Annotated in this window: 10 protein-coding genes; 6 read left to right on the top strand and 4 right to left on the bottom strand. The window is 72.6% G+C overall.

What is annotated here, in order from left to right; genetic code table 11:
- Positions 1–10 precede the first annotated feature (10 nt).
- The 4 genes from ACTMTU_RS27145 to ACTMTU_RS27160 are packed head-to-tail and all read right to left on the bottom strand — an operon-like array spanning position 11 to position 3,693.
- Positions 11–667, bottom strand: a complete 657-nt coding sequence (locus ACTMTU_RS27145; protein WP_441266073.1) for a response regulator — start codon at positions 665–667, stop codon at positions 11–13.
- Positions 660–1,934 carry a sensor histidine kinase gene (locus ACTMTU_RS27150; protein ID WP_441266074.1) on the bottom strand — a complete coding sequence of 425 codons (1,275 nt, stop codon included), beginning with the start codon at positions 1,932–1,934 and terminating at the stop codon, positions 660–662. The genes ACTMTU_RS27145 and ACTMTU_RS27150 overlap by 8 nt, the downstream gene beginning before the upstream one ends.
- A gap of 32 nt (positions 1,935–1,966) precedes the next feature.
- On the bottom strand, positions 1,967–2,755 hold the full coding sequence (locus ACTMTU_RS27155) for an ABC transporter permease (RefSeq protein ID WP_441266075.1): 789 nt from the start codon (positions 2,753–2,755) through the stop codon (positions 1,967–1,969).
- The gene (locus ACTMTU_RS27160) at positions 2,752–3,693 is read right to left on the bottom strand and encodes an ATP-binding cassette domain-containing protein (RefSeq protein ID WP_441266076.1); all 942 of its coding nucleotides are present in this window, start codon (positions 3,691–3,693) and stop codon (positions 2,752–2,754) included. Before ACTMTU_RS27160 ends, ACTMTU_RS27155 begins: the two co-directional genes overlap by 4 nt.
- Positions 3,694–3,844: 151 nt before the next feature.
- Between ACTMTU_RS27160 and ACTMTU_RS27165 the strand changes: the two genes are divergently transcribed.
- The 6 genes from ACTMTU_RS27165 (at position 3,845) to ACTMTU_RS27190 (ending at position 13,649) form a co-directional block, all read left to right on the top strand.
- On the top strand, positions 3,845–5,857 hold the full coding sequence (locus ACTMTU_RS27165; RefSeq protein ID WP_441266077.1) for an ABC transporter ATP-binding protein: 2,013 nt from the start codon (positions 3,845–3,847) through the stop codon (positions 5,855–5,857).
- On the top strand, positions 5,854–7,896 hold the full coding sequence (locus ACTMTU_RS27170) for an ATP-binding cassette domain-containing protein (RefSeq protein ID WP_441266078.1): 2,043 nt from the start codon (positions 5,854–5,856) through the stop codon (positions 7,894–7,896). The genes ACTMTU_RS27165 and ACTMTU_RS27170 overlap by 4 nt, the downstream gene beginning before the upstream one ends.
- A gap of 436 nt (positions 7,897–8,332) precedes the next feature.
- Positions 8,333–10,360, top strand: coding sequence for a M4 family metallopeptidase (locus tag ACTMTU_RS27175; RefSeq protein WP_441266079.1), 2,028 nt, complete (start codon positions 8,333–8,335; stop codon positions 10,358–10,360).
- A gap of 163 nt (positions 10,361–10,523) precedes the next feature.
- Positions 10,524–11,222, top strand: a complete 699-nt coding sequence (locus tag ACTMTU_RS27180) for a response regulator (protein WP_441266080.1) — start codon at positions 10,524–10,526, stop codon at positions 11,220–11,222.
- A 49-nt stretch (positions 11,223–11,271) separates the two neighbouring features.
- Positions 11,272–12,012, top strand: a complete 741-nt coding sequence (locus tag ACTMTU_RS27185) for a Clp protease N-terminal domain-containing protein (protein WP_441266081.1) — start codon at positions 11,272–11,274, stop codon at positions 12,010–12,012.
- Between the two features lie 59 nt (positions 12,013–12,071).
- Positions 12,072–13,649, top strand: coding sequence for a sensor histidine kinase (locus ACTMTU_RS27190; protein ID WP_441266082.1), 1,578 nt, complete (start codon positions 12,072–12,074; stop codon positions 13,647–13,649).
- Positions 13,650–13,658 lie beyond the last annotated feature (9 nt).

Below are 13,658 nucleotides of genomic sequence, written 5' to 3' on the forward strand. Positions count from 1 at the left end.
GGCCCGGCGTTCAGCCGAGGATGCCGCGGTCGTACGCCAGGGCCACCGCCGCGGCGCGGTCCTTGGCGCCGAGCTTGCCGAAGATATGGGTGAGATGGGTCTTCACCGTGGCCTCGCTGATGAACAGTTCGCGGGCGATCGCGCGGTTGGAGGTGCCCTTGGCGACGAGCTCCAGCACCTCCCGCTCGCGCGCCGACAGACCTTCGTTGCCGGGCGCCGCCGGGGCGCGGACGTGCGAGACGAGACGGGCGGCGACCGCGGGCGACAGGACCGTACGCCCCTCGGCGGCGGCCCGTACCGCCGTGAACAGCTCCTCGCGGGGAGCGTCCTTGAGGAGGTAGCCGGTCGCGCCGGCCTCGATGGCCGGCAGGGTGTCGGAGTCCGTGTCGTACGTGGTGAGGACGAGGATCCGGGACCGGGCGCCTCGCCGCGCCAGCTCGGCGATGGCCGCCACTCCCCCGCCGCCGGGCATCCGCAGGTCCATCAGGACCACGTCGGGGTCGAGGCGGGTGGCCAGTTCGACGCCCGCAGGGCCGTCCGCGGCCTCGCCGAGGACCTGGAAGCCGGCCGAGGACTCGAACATGCCGCGCAGGCCGTCCCGTACGACGGGATGGTCGTCGACGACGATCAGCGTGACGGTGCGCTCGTTGACAGGATGTTCAGCCATGGCGCACCAACGGTACGCGAGCGGACACCGCCGTGCCCTGGCCCGGCTCCGATTCGAGGGCCACGGTGCCCGCGATCCGCTCGGCGCGCGCCCGCATGCCGTCGAGTCCGAAGCCGCCGGAACCGGAACGCGGTGCGACGGCGAGCGGGTCGAACCCCCGGCCGTCGTCGCGGACATCGAGGGTGACCTCGTCGCCCATGTAGGACAGGGTGACGCCGGCCCGTGCGGCGTCCGCGTGGCGGGCGGTGTTGGCGAGGGCCTCCTCCGCGATCCGCAGCAGGGTGCCGGCGACCTCGTCGTGCAGTTGCTCCTCGGTGCCGGTGACGGTGAAGCGGGCCCGCACGCCGGTGCGCCGGGACCAGTCGGCGACGGTCTTCTCCAGGGCCTCGGGAAGGGTGGCGTGCTCGAGGGCCGCCGGGCCCAGGTTCTGCACGGAGCGGCGGGCCTCTCCGAGACTGTGGCGGGCCAGGGCGCAGGCCCGGTTCAGGTGTTCGCCGGCGACGTCCGGGTCGTCGGTCGACGTGACGACCTGGAGCTGGGTGATGATGCCGGCCAGGCCCTGCGCGATGGTGTCGTGGATCTCTGCGGCAAGCCGGCTGCGTTCGTCCGCGATGCCCGCTTCGCGGGCCTGCACGAGGAGTTGGGCGTGCAGGCCCGCGTTCTCCTCGAGGGCCAGCTCCAGGCGGGCGTTGGCGAGCTCCAGCGCCTGGATGGTGGCCAGGCGTTCCTTGGCCCGCTCGGCCTCCTGGACGCCGAAGCGGGCGAAGATCAGGCACAGCGAGGCGTTGAGGACGTACAGACCGCCGAAGAGGACCCACTGGAGCGTGGAGGCGGGCGGCAGGCCGCCCGCCTGGGAGCCCGCCATGGTCACGGCGGTGACCAGCAGCCCCGCGTACGCCCTGCGGCCGGGCAGCAGGTGGCCGGAGTCGAAGTAGCCGAGAACGGCGTAGACGGCGAAGAGCGGATTCAGCCAGGTGAGGGCGAAGGCGAGGACGGTCCGCAGGGCGTAGTAGATCTGCCCGGTCCGGGCGTGCTCCTCCTGGTCCGCCCCGCGCACGCCCCACCACACCTCGAGCGCGAGAGCGGCGAGGGCCAGTGCACCGGCGGCGCGCATCTCCGCGCGGTCCATGAACTGGCCGGCGACGGCGCCGGCGATCACGGTCGCGAGTCCCAGGAGGGCGTAGGGGCCGTAGCGGTAGAACTGCCCCCAGCGCTCCTCGACGGGGACGCCCGCCCCTGGTCTCTGCACGGCGTCGGACAGCCTCATGCGCCAAGTGTCCCCCACCCCGGCCATGTTGATCACTCCCAGCGGAACCAGCGGACGGCCGCGGCGGTGAGCAGCACGGCCCACAGTCCCGTGACGCCGAGGTCCGTCCATGCGGGCCAGCTGCCCGCCGCCGCCCGGTCGAGAGCCTGCGACGCCGCGCCCAGCGGCGTGAACTCCACGATGCGCTGGAGTGTGCCGGGCATGGTCTGGACGGGCAGCCAGACGCCCGAGGTGAACATCGACGGGAAGAAGATCACCGACCCGACGGCGGTGGCGATCTTCTGGTTCCGGGAGACGGCACAGACGGTCGCGCCCAGCGCCAGCGCGCCGGCGGTCGTCAGCACCATCGCGAGTACGTAGCCGGCGGGCTGCCCGGGCAGGGCGACGCCGAAGGCGACGCGGCCGACGGCCAGCGCGAGCACTGCGGACGCGAGCGCCGCGACGCCGTGCAGGGCGAGCTGGGCCGACAGCAGCACGGAGGGCCGGACCGGGGTGGTCGACATCCGGCGCAGGATGCCGCGTTCGCGGTAGCCGGCGAGGACGGGCGGCATCGCCTGAAGCCCGGCCATGATCACGGCGAGCAGCACGGCGACCGGGACGTAGAGGTCGATGACGCGGCGGCCGCCGATGTCGTCGGACGCCTCCCGGAAGGACGGGATCAGGCCGAGGATCGTCATGAGCAGCGTCGGGAAGAGGAGGATCCAGAACAGCGATCCGGGTTCCCGGGAAAAGAGGCGGGCCTCTGTCCGCAGCACGGCGGCCCACGCCGGGACGCTTGCGGGCGCAGGGGCCGTGCCGGGGGCGGGAGCGGCGGTGGTCATCCGAGCCTCTCTTCCGTGAGGTCGAGGAACGCGTCGTCCAGGGAGGTCTCGGAGACGCGGAGCTGACGGGCGGTGATGCCGAGCCTGGCCAGCAGCGACATCACGGCGGTGACGGTCTCGTCGGTGCCGTGGACGGTGATCCGGCCGTCGGTGGTGGTGACGGAGGCGGCCTGCGGGAGCGCGGCCAGTTCCCGCTCGTCGAGCGGGCCGGAGGGGGTGAAGGAGACGACGGTCGACGCGCTGGACCGGCCGATCAGACCGGCGGGGGTGTCGAGCGCGGCGACCCTGCCCTTGTCGATGACCGCGATCCGGTCGCAGAGACGCTGCGCCTCCTCCATGAAGTGGGTGACCAGCAGGACGGTGACGCCGGAGTCCCGCACCTCCTCGATGAGTTGCCAGGTGTCCCGGCGGGCACGTGGGTCGAGTCCGGTGGTCAGCTCGTCGAGTACGACGACCCTTGGGCGGCCGATCAGGGCCAGCGCGATGAACAGGCGCTGCTTCTGCCCGCCGGAGAGCTTCGCGAACCGGTCACCGAGCTTGGGCACCAGGCCGAGCCGCTCGGCGAGCGGCCCCCAGTCGGCCGGCCGCTCGTAGAAGGACGAGTACAGCTCCAGCGCCTCGCGCACCGTGAGTTTGGGCTGGAGCTCGCTCTCCTGGAGCTGCGCGCCGAGCAGCCGGGTGACCTGCTCGTGGTCGGCCACCGGGTCGAGGCCGGCGACCCTGACCGTGCCGGAGTCGGGGATTCTGAGGCCTTCCACGCATTCGACGGTGGTGGTCTTCCCTGCGCCGTTCGGGCCGAGGATCCCGAAGATCTCGCCCTCCTCGACGCCGAAGCTCACACCGTCGACCGCGGGCCGACCGCCATAGGCCTTGTGCAGGCCGTTCACTTGGACTATCGCCATGGCACGAGGCTCCCGCGCGGCCGGTGGCCGGCACATCGCCCATCACGCTCGAGCCGGCATCGGCCGATCGGTTGATACGGGCGTACGACTCCGACGCGGCGGGGCCACGGTCACCCGGACGGAGGTGCCCCCGCCCGGCGGAAAACCACATGAGCGGTGTCAGTGGTCAACCGTAGGCTCGCACCTGATGCCCACTACACATTCGGATACCTCCGACACCACGGACCGCTCCGCCGTGCGTTCGCTCGTGCGGCTGTGGCCCTATGTGCGCCCGGTCCGTACACGCCTGTTCAGCGCGGCTCTCGTCGCCATAGTCGCCTCCTGCCTCAGCCTGGTCATCCCCCTGGTGCTGAAGTGGATCGTCGACGGGCCGGTCGCGGCGGGCGATCCGGGCGGGGTCTGGTTCGGGGCCCTGGTCCTGCTGTTGCTGGGTGTCGCGGAGGCGGTGCTGTTCGGCTTCCGGCGGTGGCTGGTGGCGCGGCCCCTCGCGGGTGTGGAGGCGGCCATGCGGGCGGACCTCTTCCGCCATCTCCAGCGTCTTCCGGTGGCCTTCCACGACCGCTGGGCCTCCGGACAGCTGCTCTCGCGCGGCACCACGGACCTGATGCTGCTCCGGATGTTCCTGGCGTTCCCGCTGACCTTCCTGCTCGTCAACGCCACCACGATCCTCGTCGGTTTCGTGATCCTGCTGGGGCAGGAGTGGACGCTGGGGCTCGTCCTCCTTGTTCCCGTACTGCCGCTGGTGGTCGTCTGTTCGCTCTTCGAGGCGCGCTACTCACTCGTCGCGCGGAAGGCGCAGGACCAGGTGGGCGACCTGACGACGGTCGTCGAGGAGAGCGTCCTCGGCATCCGCATCATCAAGGGCTTCGGGCGGCACCGCAGTCAGGCGGAGGCGTTCCGAGGTCTTTCGGAACGCCTCCGCGGCACGGAACTGGGCAAGGCACGTCTGCTGGGCAGCGTCTGGGCCCTGATCACGATCATTCCCGAACTGGCCATCGGCGCGGCGCTGGTGCTCGGCACGATCCAGGTCGCGGACGGCACGCTGTCGGCGGGCACGCTGGTCGCCTTCCTTTCGACGGCCCTGGCGCTGCGCTGGCCGGTGGACTCGATCGGCTTCCTGCTGGCCATGAGCCAGGAGGCGGCGACCGCGGCCGACCGCTACTTCGAGGTGCTGGACGCAGAGGAGGAAAGCGATTCGCACGACGGGCCGGAGACGGCGGCCCGTACGGAGGAGCGACGCGGGACGGCCGGCGCCCCGGGGGCCGTCCCGGCGGAGACCGGTGGACTGCGTTTCGAGGGCGTCGGGTTCCGCTACCCGGACGCGCCCGACGGCAGCGCACCGGTCCTCGCCCGGATCGATCTCCATGTGCGGCCCGGCGAGACCATGGCCCTGGTGGGCGGCACGGGCAGCGGCAAGACGACCCTCACGGCGCTGGTGCCCCGGCTGTACGAGCCGACGTCCGGGCGGATCACCCTCGACGGGCAGGACATCACCGCCATGCCGCGTGAACGGCTGCGTGAGCTGGTGTCGGTGGCGTTCGAGGAGCCGACGCTGTTCTCGGCGAGCGTCGCGGAGAACGTCCTGATGGGCGCTCAGGGCGCGGACGACGCGGAACTGCGCCGCTCGCTGGACATCGCGCAGGCCGGCTTCGTCGACGCGCTGCCGCACGGCGCCGCCACTCAGGTCGGTGAGCAGGGCCTCAGTCTGTCGGGCGGTCAGCGCCAGCGCCTCGCGCTGGCGCGCGCCGTGGTCGGCGGGCCGCGCTTCCTGGTCCTCGACGATCCGCTCTCCGCGCTGGACGTGCATACGGAGGCCCTGGTGGAGGCGGCGCTGCGCCGGGTCCTGGAGGACACCACCGCGCTGGTGGTGGCGCACCGGCCGTCGACGGTGATGCTCGCCGACCGGGTCGCGCTGCTGTCGGGCGGCCGGATCGCCGCGGTGGGCACGCATCACGAACTGTTGCGTACGAACGCCGAGTACGCATGGCTGATGTCCGGCGCGGAGGGGCCCGACGGCCCGGTCGACATGGCAGCCACGTCCGGGACCGGTGCGGAGAGGCCCGACGGCCCGGTCGACTTGGCAAGCGGGTCCGGGACCGGCGCGCCCGGGCGGGTGGCCGGGGCCCCGGACCACCCGAAGACGCCGAAGGGCCGGACGGACGTGGACGCGACCGCGGGGACCGAAGGGACGGCACGGTGACGGCAGGGTCGACAAAGGGGCCGGCGACGGCACGCCCGGCAGGGCAGCCAGAGGGCGCGGCGCCTACGGGCGAACCGACGGAGGGGGCGACGGACCAGCCAGGGGGCAGCCCGGCGGACACATCGGCGACCGGCCAGGACACGCGCAGGGCGGCCGGCCCCGCGAGCGCGCCCGGGACGAGCGGCCCCGCGACCGCTGCCGACGCCCTCGACGGCACGGCGCCGCCCGGGAAGGGCGCGCCGGCGGGCGACCCGTTCGACCGGGACGCCCTGCCCGCGCCGGCCGGCGCGACGGGCGCCCTGCTGCGGTCGCTCCTCGCGCCCCGCCGTGCCCGGGTCGCGCTCGCGGCGGTGCTGCTGCTGCTCCAGCAGGCCGCCGTCCAGGCGGGCCCGTTGCTGGTGGCGTACGCCATCGACCGCGGCGTCCCGGCCTTCCGCGCGGCGGACTACGGGCCGCTGGTCGCCGTCGGCACCGGGTACGCGCTGTGCGCGGTGGCCGCGGGAGCGCTCCAGTACGCATTCATCCGGGCGTCCGCCCGGGTCAATCAGGACGTGCTCCTCGATCTGCGGGGCCGTATCTTCCGTCACGCCCAGGCGCTGAGCGTCGACTTCCACGAGCGGTACACCTCCGGCCGGCTGATCTCCCGGTCGACGACCGACGTCGAGTCGCTGCGCGAGCTGCTGAGCGAGGGGCTTCAGGAACTCATCGGCGTCGTGCTCGCCTTCGTGTACATCTCGGCGATGCTGCTCTGGCTCGACCTCGGGATCGGCGGCATGGCGGTCCTGTCGTTCGTGCCGCTCTATCTGCTGGTGCGGATCTACCGGCGGCGGGCCAAGTCCGTCTTCATGAACCGCTCCACGGCGATCGCGGCGGTCATCGTGAAGTTCGCGGAGACCATGAACGGCATCCGGCCGGTGCGCGCCTTCCGCCGCGAGCGGGCCAACGACGCCGATTTCGAGGTGCTCAACCACCGCCACGAACGCACCAACGGCGACGCCCTGCTGGAGATGGCGCGCTATGTCGTCGGCTCCCGGCTCGTCGCCAACACCGCTGTCGCGGCCATGGTCCTGTGGGGCGCGTACCGGGTCGCCCAGGGCACGCTCGCGCTGGGTGTGCTGGCCGCCGCCGTGCTGTACCTGCGGCGGCTGTACGACCCGATCGACCGGCTCGGGATGTTCCTCAACTCCTACCAGTCGGCGGCCGCCTCACTGGAGAAGATCGCGGGGCTGCTGGCGCAGGAGCCGACGGTCCCAGAGGCCCGCGAGCCGCGTGAGCTGCCGGTGCGCACGTCCGGCACGCCGGGCCGCGAGGTGGTGTTCGAGCAGGTCGGCTTCGCCTACCGCACGGGCGGGGAGGTGCTGCCCCGGTTCGACCTGACGATCCCGGCCGGGCAGACCGTCGCGGTCGTCGGCTCGACCGGCGCGGGCAAGTCGACCCTCGCCAAGCTGCTGGCCCGCTTCTACGACCCCACCGAGGGCCGGGTCCTGCTCGACGGGACCGATCTGCGGGACCTGGCCGTGCCGGACCTCCGCCGGGGGGTGGTGATGGTGACCCAGGAGGCGTTCCTGTTCTCCGGGACGGTCGCGGAGAACATCGCGCTCGGGCGGCCGGAGGCGAGCCGCGCGGACATCGAGCAGGCCGCCAAGGCGATCGGCGCCCATGACTTCATCGAGTCCCTGCCCGACGGCTACGACACGGACGTGCGCAAGCGGGGCGGACGGATCTCCGCGGGGCAGCGGCAGTTGGTGTCCTTCGCGCGGGCGCTGCTCGCCGACCCGGCGGTGCTGATCCTCGACGAGGCGACGAGTTCGCTGGACATCCCCGGCGAGCGGGCGGTGCAGCGGGCGATGGACACGGTGCTCCAGGGCCGTACGGCGGTGGTGATCGCGCACCGGCTGTCGACGGTCGAGATCGCGGACCGGGTGCTGGTGATGGAGCAAGGCCGCATCGTCGAGGACGGCGCGCCCGCCGAACTGATCGGCGGAGAAGGAAGGTTCGCCGGACTGCACAGGGCCTGGCGGGACAGCGTGGTCGGCTGAGCCTCTCGGCGGGCCGGGCCGCCGGGCCCGGTCCGTCGCGCGGGCCCGGGGCGGTGCGGCAGGGCGCGACGGCGCCCGTGCTGTCCGCCCGCCCCGGTACGGAATGAGCCACGCCCGGAAGGCCCGAACCGGACCGCGATCAGCAGCACCGCTACGCCGCCTTCACAGATGCAGACTTCGCCGTGAACATCCGGTTGCTTTCCGGGTCGGGCCGGGGCGAATGTCCGGGCCCCGCCCGGCAACGATCCGCGAAACGTCCGCTCACCGAACATGACCTATCGGGCAACGGACGAATTCCGGCCAACTTCTTGTCGCGCTCCTGACAGAACATGTTCTCGGCTGCCAGTCTTCCCCCGATCCACGCACCACAGCTCCGCATGCTCTGCCCGGCCGACCCACCCAGCCGACCGGTACCCCCCTCGCAGAAGGAGTCCGCGTGAGACCCACGCATCGCCGGCGCGCCACCGCGACCGGAGCTCTCATCGCCACCGCCGCCCTTCTCGCGGTCGGCTTCCAGACCGGAACCTCGGCCGCCGCCCAGCCGGAGGCGCCCGCCGCCGTGAAGGCGGGCAAGGCCGACCCGGGCGCGCTGCCCAAGAGCCTCTCCCCCGCCCAGCGGGCGGAGCTGATACGCGAGGCGTCCGCCACGACGGCCGCCACCGCGAAGGAACTCGGCCTCACCGCCAAGGAGAAGCTCGTCGTCCGGGACGTCGTCCAGGACCGCGACGGCACCACGCACACCCGCTACGAGCGCACCTACGAGGGCCTGCCGGTCCTCGGCGGCGACCTCGTGGTCGCCGAGTCCGCCACGGGTGCGACCGAGGCGGTCACCAAGGCGTCCCGCGCCGCCCTGAAGGGCGTCGACACCAGCGCGGACGTCGCACCGGCCACGGCGGAGAAGCAGGCCCTCGGCGCCGCCCGGGCCGAGGGCTCGAAGGCGACGAAGGCCGAGCGGGCCCCGCGCAAGGTCGTCTGGATGGGCACCGGCAGTCCGACTCTCGCCTACGAGACCGTGGTCGGCGGACTCCAGCACGACGGCACCCCGAACGAGCTCCACGTCGTGACCGACGCGGCCACCGGCGAGAAGCTCTACGAGTGGCAGGCCGTCCACAACGGCACCGGCAACACCCAGTACAGCGGGCAGGTCACCCTGGGCACGGCCCCGTCGTACACGCTCACCGACACGACCCGCGGCAACCACAAGACGTACAACCTCAATCGCGGTACGTCCGGCACGGGCACGCTCTTCTCCGGCCCCGACGACATCTGGGGCAACGGCTCGCCGTCGAACCTGGAGACCGCCGGCGCCGACGCCCACTTCGGCGCGGCCCTCACCTGGGACTACTTCAAGAACGTGCACGGCCGCAGCGGCATCCGCGGTGACGGCGTCGGCGCGTACTCCCGTGTGCACTACGGCAACAACTACGTCAACGCGTTCTGGCAGGACAGCTGCTTCTGCATGACGTACGGCGACGGGTCCGGCAACGCCAAGCCGCTCACCTCGATCGACGTGGCCGCGCACGAGATGACGCACGGCGTCACCTCCAACACGGCCGGCCTGGTCTACAGCGGCGAGTCGGGCGGTCTCAACGAGGCCACCAGCGACATCTTCGCCGCGGCGGTGGAGTTCAGCGCGAACAACTCCCAGGACGTGGGCGACTACCTCGTCGGCGAGAAGATCGACATCCGCGGCGACGGCACCCCGCTCCGCTACATGGACAAGCCGAGCAGGGACGGCTCTTCCAAGGACTACTGGTACTCGGGCATCGGCAATGTCGACGTCCACTACTCCTCGGGCCCGGCGAACCACTGGTTCTACCTGCTCTCCGAGGGCAGCGGCGCCAAGACCGTCAACGGCGTCAACTACGACTCGCCGACCTCCGACGGTCTGCCGGTGACCGGCATCGGCCGCGACAAGGCCGCGCTGATCTGGTACAAGGCGCTCACCACCAAGTTCAGCTCCCGTACCGACTACGCGGGTGCCAGGACGGGCACCCTCGCGGTCGCGACGGAGCTGTACGGCGCGGCCAGCGCCGAGGTCAAGGCCGTCACCGACGCCTGGGCCGGCATCAACGTCGGCGCCCGCCCCGGCGGCGGCGACCCCGACCCGGACCCGGGCACGGTCTTCGAGAACACGGCGGACGTCAGCATCCCGGACGCGGGCGCCGCGGTGACCTCCTCGGTCAACGTCACCGGCCGTACCGGCAACGCCCCGTCCACCCTTCAGGTCGGCGTCGACATCGTGCACACGTGGCGCGGTGACCTGGTCATCGACCTGCTCGCCCCGGACGGCACCGCGTACCGCCTGAAGAACTCGAGCGGTTCGGACTCGGCGGACAACGTCAAGGCGACCTACACGGTCAACGCCTCCAGCGAGGTCGCCAACGGCACCTGGAAGCTGCGGGTGCAGGACGTGGCCCGCTACGACACCGGGTACATCAACAGCTTCAAGCTCACCTTCTGAGGCTGACCGCACATCCCTGATCCGGGGCGCTGCCCGGGACGCCGCGACGGCTCCCGGGCAGCGCCCTTCCACGTACGGGGCCTGCCGGTCCACTGCGCCCGTCCGCCGGGGCGCCGGCCGGGAGTCGGTCCGCCGGGGCCTGCCGGATGTCTAGGCTGACGGCATGACCACCTCCGCCGGTCCGACCGGCACCAGTGCCGCTCCCGTACGGGTCCTGCTCGCCGACGACGAGACCATGATGCGCGCCGGGGTGCGGGCGATCCTGGCCGCCGATCCGGACGTCGAGGTGGTCGCGGAGGCGGGTGACGGGCGTCAGGCCGTCGAACTCGCCCTGGGGCGGCGGCCGGACGTCGCCCTGCTCGACATCCGGATGCCACGGCTCGACGGGCTCGCCGCCGCGGAGGAGCTGCGGCGCGTGACGCCCGGGACGGCGGTGGTCATGCTCACCACCTTCTCGGAGGACGAGTACATCGAGCGTGCCCTGGGCGCCGGGGTGAGCGGGTTCCTGCTGAAGTCCGGGGACCCCAGAGAGCTGATCGCGGGCGTGCGGGCGGCGGCCCAGGGCGCCGCCTGCCTGTCCCCCGAGATCGCGCGACGTGTGCTCGACCGGCTCGGCGCGGGACGGATGTCGCGGGCGGCGGAGGCCCGGACGGCACTGGAGCCGCTGACCGCCCGGGAGCGGGAGGTCGTGGCGCTGGTCGGGGCCGGCCTGTCCAACGCGGAGATCGCGGCGCGGCTGTACGTGGTGGAGGGCACGGTCAAGGCGCATGTCAGCGCCGTCCTCGCCAGGCTGGAGCTGAGGAACCGGGTGCAGTTGGCGATTCTGGCGTACGAGGCCGGGCTGGTGGCCGACACCCCCTGATCGTCAACTTCGAGTTGACGATAGCGTCGCGTCAACCTAAGGTTGTCGCATGACCGATCCTGTGCGTCTCACGCATCCCGTGCGCCTCGACGATCTGATCGAGGCGATCAAGAAGGTCCACTCCCAGCCGCTCGACCAACTGTCGGACGCGGTACTCGCCGCCGGTCACCTCGGCGACATCGCCGACCACCTCATCGGCCACTTCGTCGACCAGGCCCGCCGGTCCGGCGCCTCATGGACCGAGATCGGCACCTCCATGGGCGTCACCAAGCAGGCTGCCCAGAAGCGTTTCGTGACCAAGCAGTCCGACCAGCCGCTCGACCTCGATCCGAGTCAGGGCTTCGCCCGCTTCACCCCCCGCGCCAGGAACGTCGTCGCGGCGGCCGCCAACGAGGCGCTCGCCGCCGGCAACGCCTTCGTCGGCCCCGAGCACCTCGTCCTCGGCCTGCTCGCCGAGCCCGACGGCCTCGCCGTGAAGGCGCTCGCCGCCCAGGGCGCCGACCCCGAACGGATCCGCGCCTCGGCGACGACGGCACTCCCGCCGGCCGCCGACGAACTCCCGGAGATCGCCCCGTACGACGCGCGTGCCCGCAAGGTGCTGGAGCTGACCTTCCGTGAGGCACTGCGCCTCGGGCACAACTACATCGGCACCGAGCACATCCTGCTCGCCCTGCTGGAGGCGGAGGACGGCAGCGGTCCGCTGGCGTCGCTCGGCGTCGGCAAGGAGGCCGCCGAGCAGTGGGTGACCGACACCCTCGCGGCGTTCATGGCGGCGAAGCAGCAGCAGTAGGGCATGCGCCCCCACTTTCGTCGGGGGCCCCAACGCGGGGTCCCTGACAGGGTGGGGGCATGCGCAGAGAGAACGCCCGTGAAGTCCTCACCGACCTGGCGCTGTGGGCGGTGCTCGCCTTCTGCGTCCTGCTGCGCTCCGACCCGAACGACGGCGGCTCATGGTGGTGGGTCGGCACCGGCGTCCCCCTTCTCGGCCTCGCGGTCCTGCTCTGCCGGTCGTGGCCGCTGGTGTCCCTCGTCGTCACCGTCTCCCTCAGCGCCTGGCAGACACCGGAACTCTTCACCGCCTCCTACGCACCCGCCATGGCCGCCTTCGGGTATCTCTCCGGCCGCCGCACGGCGACCGCCCGCCCGGCGCTGGTCGCGTTCGGCTCCGTCGCGCTCGGCGGGCTCGTCCTCGCCCTGGCACTGGAGGACCTCTGGACCTGGTTCGCCCTGCTGATCACCCTGCTGCTGGTGGTCGTCGTCCCCTGGCTGTTCGGCCGCTACGTCCGCCAGTACGCCCAACTGGTCTCCACAGGCTGGCGGCTGGCCGAGCACATGGAACGCGAGCGGGAGACCGCCGCCGACCGCGAACGGCTGCTTGAACGCTCCCGTATCGCCGGGGACATGCACGACTCACTCGGCCACGACCTGTCGCTCATCGCGGTACGGGCCGCCGCGCTGGAGGTCGACGCGAGCCTCGGCGAGCGGCAGCAGCTCGCGGCGCGCGAGCTGCGTCAGGCGGCGGCCGACGCCACGGCCCGGCTGCGCGACATCGTCGGCGTGCTCCGGGAGGACGGGGCGCCGGCACCGACCTCGCCGAACGGGGAGACGGTGGCCGCGCTCGCCGAACGGGCCCGGGAGGCGGGCCTCGACGTCACCCTGGACGAGGGCACCGCGCAGGCCCCCGCCCTGCGGCCGATGACTGCCCGGGCGGTCCACCGCGTGGTCCAGGAGTCCCTGACCAACGCGGCCAAGCACGCTCCGGGCGCACCGGTGCGGGTGTCCCTGGCGTCCGCAGGGTCCACCCTCACCGTCACGGTCACGAGCGGCCCGGCCACGGGCGCCTCGGCGCCCGGGAGCGGCTCCCCCGACGGCGCCCCGTCGCCCGCTTCCGGCGGCACGGGCCTCATCGGTCTCGACGAACGCGTCCGCCTCGCGGGCGGCACCCTCACCCACGGCCCCGACACCGACGGCTTCACCGTCACCGCCCGGCTCCCGCTGTCGTCGGACGCCGCCCCGGTGCCGCCCGCCCCCACCACGGCCGGCGAACTCCACGACGCCCGGCGCCGGGTGCGCCGCAACCTCCTCCAGGCCGTCACGGTCCCGCTCGCCGCCGGCCTGGCACTGGCCCTGCTGATCCTCGGCTTCCGCTTCTGGAGCGACTCCCGCACCGTGATGGAGCGTGCCCAGTACGACCGCATCCGCGTGGGCGACACCCGCGCGGACGTCCTCACCCGCCTCCCCCGGCTCTCTCTGGACGGCCCGCCGTCGGGCGTCCAGCCGGAGCCGGCGGACGCGGGCCGCTGCGAGTACTACCGCGCGAAGAAGTACGAGACGACGCCGGCGTACCGGCTCTGCTTCAAGGACGACCGCCTGACGTCGAAGACCGTCGTGACGGACGTCGACAACGAGGAGGACCGCCCCCGGTGACACCGGGGA

The organism is Streptomyces sp. OZ13, from assembly GCF_052068155.1.
Taxonomy (GTDB): Bacteria; Actinomycetota; Actinomycetes; order Streptomycetales; family Streptomycetaceae; genus Streptomyces.

Coding starts and splice junctions, on each gene's coding strand:
- ACTMTU_RS27145 (WP_441266073.1), bottom strand. CDS start 667: ATGGCTGAACATCCTGTCAACGAGCGCACCGTCACGCTGATCGTCGTC.
- ACTMTU_RS27150 (WP_441266074.1), bottom strand. CDS start 1,934: ATGAGGCTGTCCGACGCCGTGCAGAGACCAGGGGCGGGCGTCCCCGTC.
- ACTMTU_RS27155 (WP_441266075.1), bottom strand. CDS start 2,755: ATGACCACCGCCGCTCCCGCCCCCGGCACGGCCCCTGCGCCCGCAAGC.
- ACTMTU_RS27160 (WP_441266076.1), bottom strand. CDS start 3,693: ATGTGCCGGCCACCGGCCGCGCGGGAGCCTCGTGCCATGGCGATAGTC.
- ACTMTU_RS27165 (WP_441266077.1), top strand. CDS start 3,845: ATGCCCACTACACATTCGGATACCTCCGACACCACGGACCGCTCCGCC.
- ACTMTU_RS27180 (WP_441266080.1), top strand. CDS start 10,524: ATGACCACCTCCGCCGGTCCGACCGGCACCAGTGCCGCTCCCGTACGG.
- ACTMTU_RS27185 (WP_441266081.1), top strand. CDS start 11,272: ATGACCGATCCTGTGCGTCTCACGCATCCCGTGCGCCTCGACGATCTG.
- ACTMTU_RS27190 (WP_441266082.1), top strand. CDS start 12,072: ATGCGCAGAGAGAACGCCCGTGAAGTCCTCACCGACCTGGCGCTGTGG.